This window comes from Spongiibacter sp. (genome assembly GCF_984394615.1).
Window position 1 is genome coordinate 56,374 of sequence record NZ_CFHTQA010000007.1, and the last position, 19,030, is coordinate 75,403.

Genomic DNA, 19,030 nt, shown 5'->3' on the forward strand with positions numbered 1-19,030 from the left:
TTATTACATGAGTACACAATCACCCGCTGCGCAGCCCAAGCCTTCGAGTACTGAGGATGAAATAGACCTGCTGGCTTTGATCGGAACCCTTTGGGACAATAAAAACCTGATTGTCGCCATTACATCTGTATTTACGATTTTGGGTGTAGCCTACGCACTTCTCGCTACGCCGATATACCAAGCCACAGCAATTATACAGGTAGAAGAAAAGCAGCCCGGCCTGCCCGGCATGAGCGACATTACTGAAATGCTCGGCAGTGAATCTGAAGCCGTTACAGAAATCGAGCTTATTAAGAGCCGAAGTGTTGTCGGCTCTACCGTAGACAAACTGCACCTAGCGATCGAAGCCAAACCTGTATACGCACCAATATTGGGCGGCGCCATTGCGAGGAAGTTTAAAGATGCGGACGGTGAACTAGCCACCCCTATTTTAGGGCTGAATCAATATGCCTGGGGAGGCGAGAAGCTAGCAATTACTGAGTTGGATGTACCTGACGCCTTCTATGGCGAAGAGCTGGAGTTGATCGCTGAAGAAAGTGACAGCTACCAATTATTGGGGCCAAAGGGAACCCCGATCCTGGAAGGTAAAACCGGTGAAAAGCGTGTTGAATCCGGTTTCAGCATTTACGTGCAATCATTGAACGCCAGGCCAGGAACTCGCTTCAGCGTAATTAAGCACCGCCGTCTTAGCACTATTATTGAGCTGCAAGAGGAGCTAGGCGCCTCGGAACGCGGTAAAGACTCCGGCATCATTGCCCTGGCTTTTGAACATAAATCGCCGGAGTTTGCCGAGGATATACTTAACACTATTTCGCAGTTCTATGTTCGCCAAAACGTAGAGCGCCAATCTGCCGAGGCATCAAAGAGTTTAGAGTTTCTCCGTAAGCAATTGCCCATTATCAAAAAAGACCTGGAGAAAGCAGAGGCCGAGTTTAATAGCTATCAGGTCAAAGCAGGGTCGGTAAATATTAGTGCAGAAGCTGAGGCGTTGCTTGAGCAAGTAGTAGAAATTGAGACCAGCATCTCTGAGCTTCAACTAAAGCAAGCAGAGCTGGACAGGCTGTATACCCGCGACCACCCGAACTACCAAGCTTGGCGCGACCAAATGGCGGAGCTGCAATCACGCAAAAACCAGATGGACAAGCGTATAAAGGGCTTGCCTGGTACACAGCAGGAACTGCTAGGGCTGAAACGCGACCTAGAAGTTGGGACCGAAATCTATACACAACTGCTGAACAGCATCCAAGAATTGGACATTATTCGCGCAGGAACTGTCGGGAACGTTCGTATCGTTGATGATGCAGCGGTCGATGTTGAAGAGCCCGTTAAACCCAAAAAAGCTCTGATTGTGGTTGTTGCTACACTGTTGGGCGGCTTCCTTTCAGTCGCTTTGGTGTTGGTGCGAGCGGCACTGAATCGGGGCGTTACCAACCCAGATGATATCGAAGCGATTGGCCTGCCTGTGTATACCAGCGTGCCGCTGTCGGATGAACAGCGTAAACTGGATGGGCTTGGCCGCAGGCGCTCCGCGTTGCGTAAAAAGCAAAAAAACCAGCACCCCCACGATTTGTTGGCTCAGAAAAACCCCACCGATATTGCGATCGAAAGCCTGCGCAATCTGCGCACCAGCTTGCACTTTGCCATGCTGGAAGCTGACAACAATATCATGATGATTTCCGGTCCCAGCCCCAACGTGGGTAAGTCGTTTATCTCGGGGAACCTTGCTGCGGTAGTGGCCCAAGCCGGACAGAAAGTGCTCCTGATAGACATGGACCTTCGCAAAGGCTACCTGCATAAAATGTTCGGTGAAGAGCCCGAAGGGGGCGTCAGCGATGTGCTTGCCAAGCGCGTGAGTGTTGCGGACGCCATCCGCCCAACACGGGTTGGTGAGCTTTCGTTTATGTCTCGAGGAACCATTCCACCGAACCCATCGGAATTGCTGATGAGCAAAGGGCTGACGGAATTGCTGGAAGAAGTTAAAGACCAATTCGACCTGGTTATCGTCGACACACCACCCATTATGGCGGTGACCGATGCCGCGATTGTGGGCCGTCAGTGTGGCGTGACAATGTTGGTGGCTCGCTTCGGTCTGAACCCAGTTAAAGAACTGGAAGTGACCAAACAGCGCTTTGAACAAAACGGTATTGCAGTGAAAGGTGTCGTGCTGAACGCGATCGAGCGCCGGGCATCCGGTTACGGCTATGGCTACGGCTATGGCTACTACCACTACGAGTATAAATCGGACGGTAGCAAGTAAGCCTCTGCCTTCCCGCCCCGGCCTTCGAGCCGGGGCGCCACTCCACAACCACAATCCCCCTACTCGCTAGTGAGCTGAGCAGTGTAGAATTCCTCATTTTAAACCTGAGGTTCACGTGCCAGAGTTACCCGAGGTCGAAACGGTTTGCCGTGGCATTCGCCCACACCTGGAAGGCAAGCGCTTTACGCAGGTTACGGTTCGCCAGCCAAGTCTGCGCTGGCCTGTCCCTGCGGACCTTCCCACGCTGCTCAAGGGGCAGCGGGTCAAATCCATTACTCGCCGGGCAAAGTATGTGCTAGCAGAGCTGGATGAAGGGCATTTGCTCGTGCATTTGGGCATGTCCGGCCGATTGTATTTTGTTCCAAGTAATACTCCTGTGGGTAAACACGATCATGTCGACTTTCTCCTGGATAGTGGCCAGGTGCTTCGCTATACCGATCCGCGCCGTTTTGGTGCAGTTCTTTTTCTGGAAGGCGACACCACATCTCATTCGCTACTCAGCCACCTTGGTCCCGAGCCACTCTCATCCGATTTCAACGCGGAGTATTTGGTCGCCCGAGCAAAAGGGCGCAGTATGCCGATCAAGAGCCTGTTGATGGACGGCAGGATCGTCGTTGGTGTCGGCAATATCTATGCGAATGAAGCACTGTTTATGGCGGGAATTCGACCGGACCGTATGGCGGGAAAAATTAGTCCAGTGCGCTACGAGAGACTGGTAACCTGTGTAAAACAGGTGCTCCAGAAGGCCATTGCCGAAGGCGGAACCACCCTGAAAGATTTTGTAGGCGGAGATGGCAAACCGGGCTACTTCAAACAGGAGTTGCAGGTATATGGTCGTGCCGGCGAGCCGTGTTTGAAATGTCAGTCGACGTTACGCGAAATTAGGCAGGCGCAGAGAAGCACGGTGTTTTGCGGCCGCTGCCAGCGTTGATATAAGGGCTCTCCTGCTGTTCAGGCCGAGTTCAGGAATCTGACATAGCGCGGCGCCAACTTCAGGGCCTGCGGTACTGGACCCCGGCTCAAGGCCGGGGTGACGGAGTAGTAGCGTATCGACTATTGCTCCGTCGTCATGCCGGACTCGATCCGGCATCCAAGACCACGGAAAACTGACGTCTCACCGCGCCACTTTCAGGGTTAACGGTACCAGAGCCACCCGCTAAACGATCACAGGCTCAGGACCAACGACCCCACCCTGCTAAAAGCCGCGCACAACACCCTCGCGCCGGGGGTCAGCGCCACCAGTCAAACCCTGATCAGTAATTTGGATAACGTGGAGGCCGCTGGTCTGATCTCGCAGCACAATGTTGTGGCCTCTGCCTTCCATTCTCATCACTGTGGCGGTATCGGCCCGCCCCTGCTCCATTTCCACCCCATGTCCCATGGCAATGATGTGCCCCTCTGCGATGGCCTGCGCCACCGGCTCATTCAACGCGAGAATGCGGTAGAGACTGGCGGCGACGTAATCAATAATCCTGGCCCCGCCAGGGCTACCGATGGCGAGCTTGGCCTGCCCTTTTTCCATCACCAGCGTGGGCGCCATAGACGAACGCGGCCGCTTGCCCGCTTCCACGCGATTAGCGATAAGCTTGCCGCTGCTATTGCGTGGCGCAAAGGAGAAATCCGTAAGCTGGTTGTTCAACAGAAATCCACCCACCATAACTCGCGAGCCAAACGCAGTTTCGATGCTCGTTGTCATGCTGACCACATTGCCTTGAGGATCGACAACACTGAAGTGGCTGGTAGACGGCAGCTCCGGTGACGCCGCCGAGATTCGCGGCTCGGCCTCGGGAGGTAGCCCGGGTTTAGCATTGGAGATAACGGTCGAATTAGTGATTTGTGCCGCGCGCTTGTTGAGATAGCGCCGGTCAACCATCCCCGCCACCGGCACACTTACAAACGCCGGGTCACCCACGTAAGCATTTCGGTCGGCGAACGCCAGCTTGGACGCCTCAATAAACCCGTGTTGCCAGTCCGCCCGTATTCCATTCTGTTCTTCGTAGGCCTCCAACATACCGAGTATCGCCAACACCGTCGTGCCACCCGACGACGGTGGCGGCGCGCCACAAACGTCGTACTCCCGGAAACCTGCGCACACCGCAGCCCGTTTAACAGGGCTGTAGGCAGCCATATCCTCCATTGTCATCATGCCTTTGCGGTTTGGGTCTTGCTGAACTGCATTGACGATATCCTTCGCCAATTCACCGCGATAGAAATCCCTCGCCCCAAACTCCGCCAGGCGACGCAGCGTCTTCGCATATGCCCGATTTTTCAGAAGACTGCCCTGAGGTTTCGGCGCCCAACCGTCCTCTGTCTTTACAAAGAAGTAATCGCTGATCTGTGGATTGACGGCCACCTTGGGCATACGCTCCAGCAGGATGTGCAACCGCTCCGAGACAATAAAGCCTTGCTCTGCAAGCCGGATAGCCGGATCAAAAAGCTTGTTCCAGGGCAGCGCCCCATGCGCCTTGTGTGCAGCCTCCAGCATTGCAACAACACCGGGTACACCAACAGACTGCCCCCCGATAACGGCATCGAAGAAGTTCATCGGCTTGCCATCAGGAGTCAGAAAATACGCTTCCGTGGCAGCAGCAGGCGCCGTTTCCCGTCCATCCCACGACTGTAGCTCGCCACGAGCCTTGTCCCAATGCAACATAAAGGCACCGCCACCAATCCCGGAGGACTGCGGCTCAACTAAACCCAGCACCAACTGTGCTGCGATGGCGGCGTCCACGGCCGAGCCCCCCTGCTTCATAATGTTTACCGCCGCGTCGCTGGCATAGGGGTTTGCCGTCACGGCCATAGCATTGGGAAACGTCGCCGACTTTATTTCAGAAAAACCGCTGGCCGCTTCAGGCACGATAACGGGGTCGCTGGCCCAAGCAAAAGACGAGCTAATCAATAACAGTGCGAAAAACAGGCGTTGGCGCATGAGTCGGCTCCGCTGGAAGAATCAGGAGCACAGACTGCCACGACCATTAACAGCAGGCAAAGCGAATGAAAGAGAAAGACGCTTACTATCTAACACGATGCACTGTCTCAAACACCCGGCGCTGCCCCTCATGGCGCGATGAAGATCTAGGCCTCGGTGGTTTTGGATGCCGGATCAAGTCCGGCATGACGGGATAGCGAGGGCCGCTCAAGCCTGCCCCTACCAGCCGTCACCCCGGCCCCCGAGCCGGGGTCCAGAACCACAAAGCACAGACTTGGTAATGAGGAGAGCCAGGCCACGCTGGTTTTGGATATCGGATCAAGTCTGGCATGACGGAACAGTAGAGTAGTTCAAAGCTCGTAATCCGCCGCTCCGGCTTGGTATTTTGACCAGAGTCACGGAACGTTGACTTGGTATTTAGCGGGTCGTTTTCATGTGTTGTATGACGGTGCAGATAGGTTTGTCTCAGTCTTTCGTTAACTGGCAATGTCTTCCCAGAGGTCTTTCCATTCCGGGTTGTTCTCTTCTACAAGTTGAATTTTCCACGCTCGCCGCCAGCGTTTTAGCTGTTTTTCTCGGCTAATCGCAGAATACATATCGGCATATTGCTCGTAATAGACGAGCCGCTTAACCCGATACCTCTCAACAAAGCCCTCAATGCTTAAGTTCTTATGCTGCCATATTCGGCGTAGCAAGTTGCTGCTCACACCGATATAAAGCGTTCCTCTGTAAGCGCTTGCCAGGATATAAACACAGGGCTGCTTCATATATTCCCTCCTTGGACATATGTCACTTTAGAGTAGCTGCAGATTGGGCAAGCCGCGAGTCATAGTAACTGGCGCTTGCGGCCTAAACCTACAACCGCTCGCATCGACCTAGCGTCTGACGACAATTCGGCATAGCATTGGAATAGCCCAAGCCTCCCAGCTCGTCACCCCGGCCTCCGAGCCGGGGGCCAGTACCACTGGTCTTAAAATTGGCGCCTTACCGCGTCAGATCGCTGAGGTCTTGGATACCGGATCAAGTCCGGCATGACGGTTAGGAATTCGGATAGAGGGCTTCAGCCTTTAGCAATTAACTGCTGGTACTTCTCCAGCAGTTGCTCTTCGGTTTCCATGTGCTTGGGATCGAGGGGAATGCAGTCTACCGGGCAGACTTGCTGACATTGGGGTTCGTCGAAATGCCCCACACACTCGGTGCAGCGGTCGGGGTCGATCTCATAAATGACTTCGCCCATGTAGATGGCGTCGTTTGGGCACTCAGGCTCACAAACATCGCAGTTAATGCACTCGTCGGTGATTAACAGGGCCATTGAGTTTACTTGCCACCAAAGCGCGTATTAAGCGCAAGCATGACGTTATCGGGCACAAAGCGCGACACGTCACCGCCCATCGCGGCGATTTCACGCAGCAACGACGACGACACATAGGAAAGCGATTCACCCGGGGTAAGGAAGATGGTTTCCAGTCCCGGCGCCAGCGCGCGGTTCATATTGGCAAGCTGCAGCTCATATTCGTAGTCGGCAACGGTGCGCACGCCGCGCAGAATGCTGTGGCAGTTTTGCTCCTGAGCCAGCTCCACAGTCAGGCCGGTAAAGCTGCACACTTCGATATTGGGGAGGTGAGCCAGAGCTTCTGCACACAGATCCATACGCTGCTTTAGGTCGAACAGTGGCTGCTTTTTCTCGCTGTGGGCTACCGCCAGTACCACCGTATCGAAGAGCTTGCTGGCACGCTCTACCAGATCAATATGGCCGCGGGTAATAGGGTCAAATGTACCGGGGTAGACAATGCGCTTCATGGGTCACCGTTCCTTCACTGGGCGGCTGATGGTATCGAATTCACTGGCAGCGAACAACCGACAGGGGATGCCCTGCCTCCCATCAGCCCCGAGTCCAGACCCGCTTTCGGAACCCCTCAGCCGCGGTAGCGCTCGCTGGCTTCCGTCTCACGGCTTTCCGCTTCCCAGGGGTCGGGCAGCAGTCGCACTTCCTTAAACAGATGATGAGCCGGGGTGTATTCAGTCAAGGCATCGGCAGCAAGCAAAATCGCCGCGGCCGTCCAAGTGGGACGCTCGTCAGGCCACAGCAGGTCTTCAACAAACTGATAGCCGGTCCAATACTCGCCGTTGCTTTCCCGCCACTGATGTAACCAGCTATACACCGTTACGGCGCGGGCGTGATCGCCAGCGGCCAGCAGTGCCATGGTCAACTCGCAGGATTCCGCCACCGTCACCCAGGGCTCGTCAGACACGCAGCGACAACCCATGCCGGCTTCCACAAACTCGCCCCAGCGTTTTTGTAGATGAGCACTGGCTTTGGCGGTGGGAATAACCCCGGTAAGCACGGGATAAAACCAATCCATGGAGTAGCGGGCCTTGCTCTCCCAAGTACGATCGAAGCGCTCGGGCTTGTGGCGCATCGCCTCACCCAGCTTGTGACGCGCCTTGCACCAGTCTTTTCGCGGCTCGCCCAGTGTGACCGAAATATTCCAGGCACATTCGAGGCTTTTATAGATAGAAGCACAGCCGGTGACCAAGGCATCCACCATCGGTTTGCCATCGGCATCCACTGCCCAGTTAATCTCGCCGTGAGCGCTCTGTTGGCCTACGACAAACTCCATGGCGCGCTGTACACAGGGCCACATGCTTTTCAGGAAAGCGCGATTGCCACTGATCAGGTAGTGGTGCCAAACACCGGTGGCGATATAGGCCACGAAGTTAGTCTCGCGACGCTCGCGGTTATCGACTTCGCCCGCGCGATACGCTGCCCACCAGCTCCCGTCGGGCAACTGGCTGTCGCGCAACCAGCAGTAGGCGCGCTCTGCGGCGGGATACTCGCCGCCAATACTGAGCCCCATGGCGGACTCAACATGATCCCAGGGATCGGCATGACCACCATCAAACCAGGGAATACTGCCGTCAGCCTGCTGTTCTCTCAGCAGAAATTCGACGGTAGGCCGAAAAAAGTCTTCGGGATACAGTCCCTTGCTGAGAAACAGTCCACTCATGCCGCCTGCCCTTTCTGAAAGTACATCACTACGGATTTACCCATTACCGGGTTGAGCCCCCGCTCGATGGTGCGGGTCAGCAGCGGCCGGTCGAGCAGATCCCAGACCAGCAGCTTGTGATAACTCTTCACCAGCGGATTGTTGTCCTGCCCCCAGAAGGCGCATTTCAACCACCAGTAGGGGGAATGCAAAGCATGTGCCCAATGACGACGATAAAAGCGAAAACCAAGCCCCTGAATCTGTTTTCTCAGTTCAGAGGCCTTGAAGATACGCAGGTGACCGCCTTCGACCTCGTGGTAGGCATCGCTGAGTGCCCAGCAGATTTTCTCCGGCCAGGCACGGGGGACACTGGCGCAGAACAGGCCACCAGGCTTGAGAATCCGCTCGATTTCCACCAGTACCGCTTGATAATCGGGAATATGCTCCAGCACTTCAGAACAAATGATCTTGTCGAAACTGTTATCCGCAAAGGGCAGTTGCAGGGCGTTGGCATTGGCCAGACCGAAGGCTCGGTGGCCGTCATCCGCGTCCACGAAATCGGCGGCGCGCTCCTTCGCGGTCTGCAAATCCTTCAGGCAGAGGTCGACACCGACAGAGGTAATTTCTCCCTCCACGTAGGCAGCGATAACGTGGCGACCTTCGCCACAGCCGAGATCGAGCAGGCGATCGCCCGGCTTGAGTTGGAAATGTTTGAAATCAACCGTTTTCACTGCGTAATACCTGCTCGTAATAATCCAGCATCTGACCGGCAGCGCGCTGCCAGCAGAAAATATCTTCCATACGCTGGCGTCCCGCCAGCTCGTAGCGACGGCGCAAATCGGCATCGGCCAGCAAGGTATCAATCGCTTTTGCCATGGATGCACTGTCGCGCACCGGCACCTGAAGCGCTGCGTCGCCGGTAACCTCGGGCAATGCGCCACCATCGGTCGACACCAGCGCGGTGCCACAGGCCATGGCCTCGCCTGCTGGCAGGCCGAAGCCTTCATACACCGAGGGCACCACCGCCACTTCCGCTTCGTTGTAAAAATGTACCAGCTGCTCGGTACTGATACCTGACACGGTCACAATGTGTTCGCGCAGCTTGAGCCGCGAAATAAGCTGATCGACCTCACTGCCCTCGCGGATATTGCCCACCATCAGCAATTGCAGATCCGGGTAGCGCGGCAAGATTTCTGCCATCGCTTCCAGCAAATAGCGCATACCCTTCAGGGGTTGATCAGCAGACACTGTGGCCATCAGGCGTCGGGCAACCTTGGGCACATTGCCCAGCGGACGAAACTCATCGGTATCAATACCGCAGTGCACCAACTGAATCGCAGCAGGCTGCATCCCGAACGCAGCGGCGATATCTTCCCGGCTGCGTTCAGACACGGTCACCACATGGTGAAGCTGCGGGGCTACTTGGCGCTGCATCGCTATAAAACTGTGCCAACGTCGAATCAGTACGCGCTCACGCCAGTTCTTGGCCGCTTTAAGGGCAATATCGAGATCACTGGTGATGGGATGATGGATCGTGGTAATCAGCGGAAAGCCGAGCTTCTGCAGCGTCAACATGCCAAAGCTCAGGCTTTGGTTGTCATGAATGATGTCGTAGTGACGACCGTGGCGCTTGAGGTATTTCACCACACGGCGGCCGAAACAATAGGGCTCCGCAAACCCCCCGGTCAGTTTGCTGGTCCATTCAATCACGTTGGTCATCGACCGCAGGTGATGGGGGCGAATTGAGCCCAGTCCGGTCTCGAACAGATTCATACCCGGCATTTTTATCAGCTTGACCCGCGGGTCGAGGTGCGGATAGGGCTGGCCTGAAATGACATCGACCTGATGCCCCGCCTCCACCAGCGCCTTGCTGAGATACTTCAGATAAATGCCCTGACCACCACCAAAGGGCGCACTGCGGTACCCCAAAAGGCAGATGTGCAAGCGGCGATGAGGCCGTGCTTCATCGATAGGAATAACTTGGGCGGTACCGGTTGCCGCGGCATCCCGGGCCAGTACTGTCGGATCTGATGACATAGCCGTTATCGCTGTTTGTTAGGATTGTATCTGGCTTGCCCGGCGCCGATTCCGCAGCACCCCCGGCACCCCGGCCAGTGAAGACGCGGGCCATGGCGCCACCGCCGATTTGCGGGACATGTATTGCCACATTAAGTGATGGGATTCTAACCATCGCTTGTGGATAAATCCACCGAACCGCCCCCCTTGGGGGGATTAAGACTTTGTCATGTTACACTGCAAAATGCAGACATCTTGGGTGGATATTCCGGTAATGCGCAACTTTTCTCGCTACTCTTTACGCTTTGTCGTTGTGGCTTGGCTCGCTCTGCTGGCGGCCTGCAGTGGCGGGCCCGACCGCAAACCTCCCGCTCAGGGAGCCTTTACGCCGCTGGAACGGGGCGGTGGTCTGCGACTGTTTGAATACACATTGCGCGTTGCGCTGCCCCCTGCCCGCGCTATTCACCGCACCCCTGATGGCAACAACGCTCCCCAGCCACGTCAGCAGGATGATCGGGCTCTGCTCAAACAGGCGCATCGATTGCTGAACGACGACCCGCGACTGAACGACTACTGCCCCAATGGTTACATGACATTGGACGAGTATGCGCTGCTGGGCGAGTTAATGATCCGCGGAGAGTGCCGCTATGAACCGAGACAGGAAGCGAGCAAATAAGCCGGAGCCACCGTGCAGGGAAGAACGCGTCGCGCCTGTTTGAAGTATCGGGGATTTGGACCCCGGCTCAAGGCCGGGGCGACGAGCTAGAAGGTTTGAACTGTTCCATTGCCCCGTCATGCCGGACCTGATCCGGCATCCATAACCACCCAAATCTGCAGCACGAGCCGTGCTACATTCAAACACCGAGGGACTGGACCCCGGCTCAAGGCCGGGGTGGCCGGAATGCGGAGATCGGGCGACGAAAATGCGGGAAGCCCGATTGACGGAAATGCGGAGTTTGAGGTGAGAGAAAAGCGGGACACAGAGGTCCCGCTCAGCACTTAGGCGACGGGCGTCAGCCACTCTGGGAATTGCTCCCGGCGACCTTTTACCTGATCGAAGTAGCGGCTTTGCAGTTCGGTGGTGATGGGACCACGCACGCCACTGCCGATTTTGCGGCCATCCAATTCGCGGATCGGCAGAACCTCTGCGGCGGTGCCAGTGAAGAAGGCCTCGTCCGCGACATAGACTTCATCACGGGTAATACGCTTCTCGTGCAGCTCCAGCCCCAGCTCCTGACAGAAGGCGAAAATGGTGTTGCGGGTGATGCCATCGAGACAACTGGTCAGCTCGGGGGTGAACAGCTTGCCATCGCGAACGATAAAGATGTTCTCGCCACTGCCTTCAGCCACGTAGCCTTCGTTGTCCAACAGCAGGGCTTCTTCGCAGCCGCTGTCCAGCGCTTCACGCAGTGCCAGCATCGAGTTGATGTAGTGGCCGTTAGCCTTGGCCTTACACATGGAGATATTGACGTGGTGGCGGGTATACGAGCTGCAACGCACCTTGATGCCTTTATCTCGGGCTTCCGGGCTCATATAGCTCGGCCAGTCCCAGGCGGCCACAATCACGTGAGTGCGCAGATTGTCGGCGCGCAGCCCCATGCCCTCGGAGCCGAGGAAGACCATCGGGCGCAGGTAGGCTTCGTCGAGATTGTTGTCCCGTACCACCTGACGCTGGGCTTCGTTGATCACATCTTTGTCGAAGGGCATCGCCATATTCATGATATGGGCAGAACGGAACAGGCGATCGGTGTGCTCGTTCAGGCGGAAAATACAGGTGCCGCGATCAGCGGTTTTGTAAGCACGCACGCCTTCAAAGACGCCCATGCCATAGTGCAGTGTGTGGGTAAGAACGTGGACGCGAGCATCGCGCCAGGGAACCATTTCGCCGTCAAACCAGATTAGACCATCGCGGTCGGCCATGGACATTGTCATCTACTCCTGAAAATTGCTGTTATGCGCTTTGCTCACCGAAGATCTGCGTCCAGATCCGGCGCACAGCCGCGCGCTCCTCTACGAGGACCTCACCACTGAGTTGTCCCTTCTGCTCCTGCAGACTGGCCCGGTGCGACTGGCTGCGAAAAGCGATATAAGCCTCGATCAAGGCTCTGGCATCAGCCTCGGAAATCAGGCCTTCTTGTTGAAGGGATTCCAGGATCCGAATATTGTCGGTATAGGTGTGCAGTGGCGGGTGCTGATGCGACCAAGCTAAGACGGCATATTGCACCATAAATTCGATATCAACGATACCTCCCAGCCCCTGTTTGACATCAAATTCGCGGTTTTTTTCGCCACCGCCAGGCAGCAGATGTTTACGCATTTTATCGCGCATGTTCAGTACATCTTCGCGCAGCGCATCAGGGTCACGCTCACGCCCCAACACCTCGGCCCGCAGCGCGTCGAAATTGGCAGCCAGCACGGCATCACCCGCCACAACTCTCGCCCTGACCAGTGCCTGGTGCTCCCAAGTCCAGGCTTGGGCATTCTGGTACTCGGCAAACGCGTTGAAGCTGCTGACCAATAGACCGGAATTACCGGATGGTCGCAGACGCATATCCACTTCGTACAATGAACCGAGACGAGTCAGCGCCGTCAGGATATGGATGATGCGCTGGCCGAGGCGAGTAAAGAAAATATTGCCGTCCAAGGGCCGCTCACCGTCGGTGACCGCCCCGCCGGGCACGTCGTGCAGAAAGACCAGATCGAGGTCGGATCCATAGCCCAGTTCAATGCCCCCCATCTTGCCATAACCCAGAATGACAAAGTGGCGGCGCGGATCATCCACTGCCGGACTGCCGTGTTTTTCCACCATATTCTGCCAGGCGATATCCAGCACCGCTTCCAATACGACTTCGGCGATATAGGTGAGGTAGTCACTGACTTTCATCAGCGGCAAGGTACCACCAATTTCCGAGGCGGCAACCTTCAATACATGGGCCAGACGGAAGTAGCGCAGTGCATCCATCTGGCTTTCCAGATCATCCTGTGCAATGCGCAACAGGCGCTGACGCAATTCACTGCGCAGCCCCTCCTTATCCGGCACATTGAACAAGTTGTGGCCGTCCAGCAGCTCGTCCAGCAACGCCGGGTGCGAAGCTAGTTGCCGCGACACCCAAGGACTGGCATCACAGAGGGTCACAAGGCGCTGCAGGGCTGCGGGATTCTCCATCAAAAGCACAAGATAAGCCGTGCGCCGCAGCACCGACTCAATCAGCGGGATCAAGCGGATAACCGCGCGACCGCCGTCTTCGGCGTCCTGCGCCTGTTCGAGCAGACGCGGCAGGAAGTCATCCAGCCGTTCTCTCGCGGTGCCCTCCATGCGTTTAACCGCGCTGCTTTCCAGCAGGGCAACCAGTCGCCTGGCCAACTCCTCGGCATCACTGAACCCGACGTTCTGCAACTCATCCCTCAACGCCTCCTGTTCGGGCTGATCCAGCAGAGTCTCCCAGTGCGCCAGCGCCGAGTGATCGGTATTCGCCTCGTCCTCGGGGGCGGCAATCACATTGGCAAAGTGCTCGCTGACCCGCTCGCGATGCTGCTTCAGCACCGTGTGAAAATCGGCCCAACTGTCAAAGCCCATACTGTGCGCCAATCCCGCCTGCGGAAATGCGGAGTCAGGCAGTTGCTGCGTCTGTTCGTCGCGCCAGGCCTGAATGGCGTGCTCGGTGTTGCGCAGAAACACATAGGCCTCTTGCAGCTCCTGCACCACCGGCGCCGGCAGCAGTTCCATGTCGCGCAGCTCATTGAGAATGACCTGCAGCGGCCGCTGTTGCAGCGCGTCTTCCTGGCCACCGCGAATCAACTGAAAGCACTGGGCGATGAATTCGATTTCGCGAATGCCGCCCGCACCCAGTTTGATGTTGTCGTTCAGATTGCGACGCGCCACTTCCCGCTGAATCATCGCTTTCATATCGCGCAATGAATCGATGGCGGAAAAGTCGAGGTAGCGACGGTAGACGAAGGGTCGCAGGGTTTTCATCAGCACCTCGCCCGAGGCCATATCCCCGGCGATGCAGCGCGCCTTGATCAGCGCGTAGCGCTCCCAGTCGCGCCCCTGGTCCTGGTAGTACTCTTCCAGCGCATCAAAGCTGACGACCAGCGGCCCACTCTGGCCGTAAGGCCGCAGGCGCATGTCCACCCGAAATACAAAACCGTCCGCGGTGCGGGCATCCAGGGCCTTAATCAAGCGCTGGCCCAGCCGGATAAAAAACTGCTGATTGTCGACGCTGCGCGGACCACCCATGGTTTCGCCCGCTTCGGGATAGCTGAATACCAGATCGATATCTGACGACAGGTTCAGCTCGCCGGCCCCCAGCTTGCCCATGGCAATAACCAGCAACTGCTGCGGCACACCATCGTGGGAATGGGGCTCCCCCCACTCCTCGCAGAGTTCGCGATGCAGAAACGCCAGCGCCTCCTGAACACAGGCGTCGGCCAGCGCCGACAGTTCTGCCACCGTCTGTTGCATGGAGGCGAGTCGACTGAGGTCGCGCCAGACAATACGCAGCCAGTGACGATGACGGAAGCGGCGCAGACAGGCGGCCAGCTGATCGCGATTTTCACAGGCAGCACAGTCGGCGGCCAGGGCGGCGCGGAATTGTCCGGCGCTCAGTTCTGCATCGAGCTCACCGCTCTGCTGCAAGGCGGGTAACAGGCTGGGATAACGCTGACAGTAATCGAGAAAAATCGGGCTGCCCGCCAGCACGGTGAGCAGATGTGCGCGCGCCGATGACTGGGCGAAGTCGCGGTACCACAGCGCCTGCTCCTCGTCACAACGCTCCAGCAGTGTCTGCCAGCGCAGATCCAGCCCCTCAGCCAGCAGCGGGGGCAGTTCCTCGTGTTGAATATTCAGTTCGCTTGCGCTCATGGGATTCCTGAATTCGATTGGCATTATTGGCTGTGCACCGGCGGCGCAACGCGCAGAATTTCCGCAATGGTGGTCTCGCCCGCCGCGACTTTCCGCGCGCCGCTGAGACGCAGGGTGCGCATGCCTTTTTTCATGGCTAGCAGACGCATTTCATCCAGTGCGACGTCATCCTGTATCGCCGCCTGCAAATCCCCCTCAACGGTGAGGATTTCGTAGATGCCCTGACGCCCGTAAAAGCCAGTGTTGCGGCACTCAAGACAACCGGGAGCGTGATAATACTGCGCTGGCGGTGACAGTTTCCATGGCGCGGTCAGCGCCGCCCACTCGGTGCCGCTGGGATCCAGCTCATCGCTGGACTGGGGGGTTTTGCAGTGCGGGCACAGGGTACGCACCAGCCGCTGGGCCATCACGCCTAGCACCGTGGCACGGATCAAATACGCGGGCACCCCCAGCTCCAACAGGCGGGTAACCGCCGACGGGGCATCGTTGGTGTGAAGCGTGGAAATCACCAGATGGCCCGTCAGCGCGGCCTGAATCGCCATTTCAGCGGTTTCCAGATCGCGAATTTCGCCGATCATGATGATGTCCGGATCCTGTCGCAGCAGCGCGCGCACGCCGCTGGCAAAGTCCAGATTAATGTTGTGCTGCACCTGCATTTGGTTGAAGGCGTCTTCCACCATCTCAATGGGATCTTCGATGGTGCAGACATTCACTTCAGGACTGGCGATCTGGCGCAAGCTGGAATACAGCGTGGTGGTTTTCCCCGAACCAGTGGGGCCTGTGACCAGCACGATCCCGTGGGGCGCCCGAATCATCGACTGCCAGCGTTGCAGGTCTTCTCCGCGCAGGCCCAACTCATCGAAGCTGCGCAGCAGAACCTCGGGATCGAAAATCCGCATCACCAGCTTTTCGCCAAAGGCGGTAGGCAGAGTGGACAGACGCAACTCAATTTCCTGTCCGCTGGGATTCTTGGTTTTCAGCCGGCCGTCCTGCGGGCGCCGCTTTTCTGCCACATCCATGCGCCCCAGAATTTTCAGCCGGCTGACCACCGCCGTAAGCACGGGCGGCGGCAGCTGGTAAACTGTGCACAGCACGCCGTCGATGCGAAAGCGCACATTGCCCTGCTTGCGGCGGGGCTCAATGTGAATATCGCTGGCCCGCTGATCGTAGGCGTATTGCAGCAGCCAATCGACAATATTGACGATGTGGCTGTCGTTGGCATCCAGATCTTTGAGCTTGCTGATTTCCAGCAGCTGCTCCAGGTTTGTTCCCGCCCCACCGCGAGTATCACCACTGGCGCCCCGCACCGATTTCGCCAGACTGTAAAATTCGATGGTGTAGCGATCAATCGCCTCGGCATCGGCAATCACACGGCGAATTGGCCGGTTCAGCACCTGCTGCAGGTCTTCCACCCAGCCGTCGACAAAGGGCTCGGCGCAGGCAATCACCACCTCCTCCCGACTCGCCGACAGCGCCAGAATGCGGTGACGCTGGGCAAAGGCGAAGGACATGACTTCGGTGACCGACGGCACATCTACTTTCAATGGATCGATGCGCGCCGTCTGTAAATCGCAGTAAGCACTCAACCACCCCAGCAGGGTGTCTATACTCAGGGTTGCCCCCGGTCGCCGGGCATTGGCCAGTTGCTGACTGGCGAGGAAGTTGAGGGGGTGCTGCGGGCGGTCACCCTTGCGAGGCGGGTTGACGGCGGTGCGCCGGGCAAGCTCCGGCGCCAGAAGGCCGTCGTCGACTAACTGCCGGAGTACATTGGCGACATCCAAGGGACCGTGGCGGCTGAGCTGGCTGGGCATGCTGACTCCGAATTGTCATATTTATACCGCATCATTATGACAAGCCCCGGTGCCGCTATACCAGCGCGACATGCCATACCGCACAAAACTGGTGAGGGCGGCGATGCGTCCGTATAATCGCCGCATTTTAAACTCAAGCGCATGCAAGGAGCCCTGACGTGCCCCTCAACAAGCTGAATAACCTGTTTGGCAAGTCTCCCTTCGAGCCGATTCAGGATCATATCCAAAAAGCGGAACTCTGTGCGGCAGCACTCAAACCCTTTATCAGCGCCGTCATCGCCAAAGACTGGGAGGCAGCGGCGACAGCCCAGCAGGAAATCGTCAAGCTGGAAAACGAAGCCGATCAACTGAAAAAGCATATCCGCCTCAACCTGCCCAGCAACCTCTTCCTCCCCGTTCCCCGCTCCGACCTTCTCGACCTGCTCAGCATGCAGGACCGCATCGCCAACTGTGCCAAAGATATCGCCGGGTTGATGCTGGGCCGAAAAATGGAAATCCCTGATTCACTGGTCGACAACATGCGCACCTATGTCGACTTGGCGATTTCCACGTCCTCACAAGCAAAAAAGGCCATTGAGGAACTGGACGAACTGCTGGAAACCGGCTTCCGCGGCCACGAAGTGAAAGTCGTGGAAAAAATGATCGAGGAGCTGGACACGCTGGAATATGAAGCTGACCAGCTGCAGGTCACCATCCGCGCGGAGCTGTTTACCATTGAGCGCGACCTGCCACCCGTAGACGTGATGTTTCTGTACAAAGTCATCGAACTGATCGGCGAATTGTCAGATAAATCGCAAAAAGTAGGTTCACGCCTGCAAGTCATCATTGCCCGCTAAGCAGGGATAACCCGCATAATTTAAGGATTACACATGTCGATTATTGCTGAACACGGGCAGCTCCTGCTGTTACTTGCCTGTCTTTTCGGTTTCTTCATGGCATGGGGGGTCGGCGCCAACGACGTCGCCAACGCCATGGGGACATCGGTAGGTGCCAAGGCACTGACCATCAAACAGGCGATTCTCATCGCCATGCTCTTCGAATTCTGTGGCGCCTATCTGGCGGGCGGCGAAGTTACCGACACCATTCGCAAAGGCATCATCAACCCCGACTACCTGTCGGACCACCCCGACCTGCTGGTCTACGGGATGTTGTCAGCCCTGCTGGCCGCGGGCACCTGGCTGTTCGTTGCCAGCCTGATGGGCTGGCCGGTCTCCACGACGCACTCCATCGTAGGCGCCCTGGTCGGCTTTGCCGCCGTAGGCATCGATATGGACGCTGTAGCTTGGCCTAAAGTTGGACAGATCGTCGCCAGTTGGGTGGTCTCGCCGGTACTGGCGGGCACGATTTCCTTTGGTCTGTTTATCAGCGCACAGAGTTTAATCCTCCGAGCAGAAAAGCCCTTTGAAGCCGCCAAGCGCTACATCCCGTTCTATTTATTCCTCGTCGGTTTCATGATTTCCATGGTCACCATGGTCAAGGGACTGAAGCATGTCGGCCTGGGACTGAGCTTTGGACAAAGCCTGTTCTATGCGTTGCTGGCAGGTATCGTGATCACGGCGATCGGCCAATTCTTCCTCAATCGTATCAAGGATGTTCCCGACCCGACAGGCCAGTCCCGTTTTGCCAGTGTTGAGCGCGTATTTGCGGTATTGATGGTCTTCACTGCCTGCGCCATGGCCTTTGCCCACGGCTCCAACGATGTTGCCAACGCCATCGGCCCGGTAGCTGCGGTCGTCGCCGTGGTGCAATCTGGTGGCGAGATCGCCGCCAAAGCCGCGCTCCCCTGGTGGGTACTGCTGCTGGGCGCGGGCGGTATCGTCTTCGGTCTGGCCACTTACGGCTTTAAAGTCATCGCCACCGTCGGCACCAAAATCACCGAGCTGACCCCCAGCCGTGGTTTTGCTGCCGAACTGGGCGCGGCATCAACCGTCGTCGTCGCTTCGGCCACCGGTCTGCCGATCTCCACCACCCACACGCTGGTCGGTGCGGTGCTGGGTGTGGGTCTGGCACGAGGCATTGCGGCACTGAACCTCAGCGTTATCCGCAATATTTTCATGTCGTGGATCGTTACGCTGCCTGCAGGCGCGGGGCTGGCAATTGTCTTCTTCTACATTTTCAAAGCCACACTGGGCTGATTATAGATGGGCGTCGCCGAGCGGCGCCCAT

General features: G+C 57.2%; 15 protein-coding genes. 5 read left to right on the plus strand and 10 right to left on the minus strand.

The annotated features are described in order from the left end of the window. Nucleotides 1-7 precede the first annotated feature (7 nt). Together AC5DB9_RS04605 and mutM are read left to right on the plus strand one after the other, a co-directional pair. Nucleotides 8-2,257 carry a polysaccharide biosynthesis tyrosine autokinase gene (locus tag AC5DB9_RS04605; protein WP_272989115.1) on the plus strand — a complete coding sequence of 750 codons (2,250 nt, stop codon included), beginning with the start codon at nucleotides 8-10 and terminating at the stop codon, nucleotides 2,255-2,257. 115 nt (nucleotides 2,258-2,372) lie between these two features. Then, the gene (mutM, locus tag AC5DB9_RS04610; protein ID WP_272989118.1) at nucleotides 2,373-3,188 is read left to right on the plus strand and encodes a bifunctional DNA-formamidopyrimidine glycosylase/DNA-(apurinic or apyrimidinic site) lyase; all 816 of its coding nucleotides are present in this window, start codon (nucleotides 2,373-2,375) and stop codon (nucleotides 3,186-3,188) included. A gap of 264 nt (nucleotides 3,189-3,452) precedes the next feature. On the opposite strand, the gene ggt is transcribed toward mutM, so the two are convergent. From ggt to AC5DB9_RS04645, 7 genes are all read right to left on the minus strand, one after another. After that, entirely contained in the window at nucleotides 3,453-5,186 is a 1,734-nt protein-coding gene (gene ggt, locus AC5DB9_RS04615) for a gamma-glutamyltransferase (protein WP_272989121.1), read from the minus strand. Nucleotides 5,187-5,662: 476 nt separating this feature from the next. Then, a complete protein-coding gene (locus tag AC5DB9_RS04620) occupies nucleotides 5,663-5,953 on the minus strand; it encodes a GIY-YIG nuclease family protein (protein ID WP_272989123.1) in 291 nt (96 codons plus the stop codon). A gap of 293 nt (nucleotides 5,954-6,246) precedes the next feature. Then, nucleotides 6,247-6,498 carry a YfhL family 4Fe-4S dicluster ferredoxin gene (locus AC5DB9_RS04625; protein WP_022959092.1) on the minus strand — a complete coding sequence of 84 codons (252 nt, stop codon included), beginning with the start codon at nucleotides 6,496-6,498 and terminating at the stop codon, nucleotides 6,247-6,249. A gap of 5 nt (nucleotides 6,499-6,503) precedes the next feature. Next, the gene (gene coaD / locus AC5DB9_RS04630) at nucleotides 6,504-6,986 is read right to left on the minus strand and encodes a pantetheine-phosphate adenylyltransferase (RefSeq protein WP_272989131.1); all 483 of its coding nucleotides are present in this window, start codon (nucleotides 6,984-6,986) and stop codon (nucleotides 6,504-6,506) included. 116 nt (nucleotides 6,987-7,102) lie between these two features. Then, nucleotides 7,103-8,194, minus strand: coding sequence for a prenyltransferase/squalene oxidase repeat-containing protein (locus tag AC5DB9_RS04635; protein WP_273010046.1), 1,092 nt, complete (start codon nucleotides 8,192-8,194; stop codon nucleotides 7,103-7,105). Next, complete coding sequence (locus AC5DB9_RS04640; RefSeq protein WP_272989138.1) at nucleotides 8,191-8,904, minus strand: class I SAM-dependent methyltransferase; 714 nt, start codon at nucleotides 8,902-8,904, stop codon at nucleotides 8,191-8,193. Before AC5DB9_RS04640 ends, AC5DB9_RS04635 begins: the two co-directional genes overlap by 4 nt. After that, nucleotides 8,891-10,210, minus strand: coding sequence for a glycosyltransferase family 4 protein (locus AC5DB9_RS04645; RefSeq protein WP_272989141.1), 1,320 nt, complete (start codon nucleotides 10,208-10,210; stop codon nucleotides 8,891-8,893). The genes AC5DB9_RS04640 and AC5DB9_RS04645 overlap by 14 nt, the downstream gene beginning before the upstream one ends. Before the next feature lie 208 nt (nucleotides 10,211-10,418). On the opposite strand from AC5DB9_RS04645, the gene AC5DB9_RS04650 reads away from it, so the two are divergent. Further along, nucleotides 10,419-10,865, plus strand: a complete 447-nt coding sequence (locus AC5DB9_RS04650; RefSeq protein ID WP_272989143.1) for a hypothetical protein — start codon at nucleotides 10,419-10,421, stop codon at nucleotides 10,863-10,865. Between the two features lie 323 nt (nucleotides 10,866-11,188). Here the strand turns inward: AC5DB9_RS04650 and AC5DB9_RS04655 are convergent, their stop codons facing one another. From AC5DB9_RS04655 to tfpB, 3 genes are read right to left on the minus strand one after another with little or no spacing between them, the layout of a single operon-like run. Further along, nucleotides 11,189-12,115 carry a branched-chain amino acid transaminase gene (locus tag AC5DB9_RS04655; protein WP_022959086.1) on the minus strand — a complete coding sequence of 309 codons (927 nt, stop codon included), beginning with the start codon at nucleotides 12,113-12,115 and terminating at the stop codon, nucleotides 11,189-11,191. A gap of 25 nt (nucleotides 12,116-12,140) precedes the next feature. Then, nucleotides 12,141-15,053: a bifunctional [glutamate--ammonia ligase]-adenylyl-L-tyrosine phosphorylase/[glutamate--ammonia-ligase] adenylyltransferase gene (gene glnE, locus AC5DB9_RS04660; protein ID WP_273010048.1), complete on the minus strand. Its 2,913-nt coding sequence runs from the start codon at nucleotides 15,051-15,053 to the stop codon at nucleotides 12,141-12,143. A gap of 23 nt (nucleotides 15,054-15,076) precedes the next feature. Beyond that, entirely contained in the window at nucleotides 15,077-16,864 is a 1,788-nt protein-coding gene (tfpB, locus tag AC5DB9_RS04665; RefSeq protein WP_272991217.1) for a type IV pilus assembly ATPase TfpB, read from the minus strand. A gap of 158 nt (nucleotides 16,865-17,022) precedes the next feature. On the opposite strand from tfpB, the gene AC5DB9_RS04670 reads away from it, so the two are divergent. Beyond that, nucleotides 17,023-17,700 carry a TIGR00153 family protein gene (locus AC5DB9_RS04670; protein WP_022959083.1) on the plus strand — a complete coding sequence of 226 codons (678 nt, stop codon included), beginning with the start codon at nucleotides 17,023-17,025 and terminating at the stop codon, nucleotides 17,698-17,700. Between the two features lie 33 nt (nucleotides 17,701-17,733). Beyond that, nucleotides 17,734-18,999, plus strand: a complete 1,266-nt coding sequence (locus AC5DB9_RS04675) for an inorganic phosphate transporter (RefSeq protein WP_022959082.1) — start codon at nucleotides 17,734-17,736, stop codon at nucleotides 18,997-18,999. The last annotated feature ends 31 nt before the right edge of the window (nucleotides 19,000-19,030 follow it).

What these genes read in the sequence shown, in the direction of transcription:
- AC5DB9_RS04620 (WP_272989123.1), bottom strand. Translation starts at nt 5,953, where the DNA reads ATGAAGCAGCCCTGTGTTTATATCCTGGCAAGCGCTTACAGAGGAACG.
- coaD (WP_272989131.1), bottom strand. Translation starts at nt 6,986, where the DNA reads ATGAAGCGCATTGTCTACCCCGGTACATTTGACCCTATTACCCGCGGC.
- AC5DB9_RS04655 (WP_022959086.1), bottom strand. Translation starts at nt 12,115, where the DNA reads ATGTCCATGGCCGACCGCGATGGTCTAATCTGGTTTGACGGCGAAATG.
- AC5DB9_RS04650 (WP_272989143.1), top strand. Translation starts at nt 10,419, where the DNA reads ATGTTACACTGCAAAATGCAGACATCTTGGGTGGATATTCCGGTAATG.
- AC5DB9_RS04625 (WP_022959092.1), bottom strand. Translation starts at nt 6,498, where the DNA reads ATGGCCCTGTTAATCACCGACGAGTGCATTAACTGCGATGTTTGTGAG.
- glnE (WP_273010048.1), bottom strand. Translation starts at nt 15,053, where the DNA reads ATGAGCGCAAGCGAACTGAATATTCAACACGAGGAACTGCCCCCGCTG.
- AC5DB9_RS04635 (WP_273010046.1), bottom strand. Translation starts at nt 8,194, where the DNA reads ATGAGTGGACTGTTTCTCAGCAAGGGACTGTATCCCGAAGACTTTTTT.
- tfpB (WP_272991217.1), bottom strand. Translation starts at nt 16,864, where the DNA reads ATGCCCAGCCAGCTCAGCCGCCACGGTCCCTTGGATGTCGCCAATGTA.
- AC5DB9_RS04645 (WP_272989141.1), bottom strand. Translation starts at nt 10,210, where the DNA reads ATGTCATCAGATCCGACAGTACTGGCCCGGGATGCCGCGGCAACCGGT.
- ggt (WP_272989121.1), bottom strand. Translation starts at nt 5,186, where the DNA reads ATGCGCCAACGCCTGTTTTTCGCACTGTTATTGATTAGCTCGTCTTTT.
- AC5DB9_RS04675 (WP_022959082.1), top strand. Translation starts at nt 17,734, where the DNA reads ATGTCGATTATTGCTGAACACGGGCAGCTCCTGCTGTTACTTGCCTGT.
- AC5DB9_RS04605 (WP_272989115.1), top strand. Translation starts at nt 8, where the DNA reads ATGAGTACACAATCACCCGCTGCGCAGCCCAAGCCTTCGAGTACTGAG.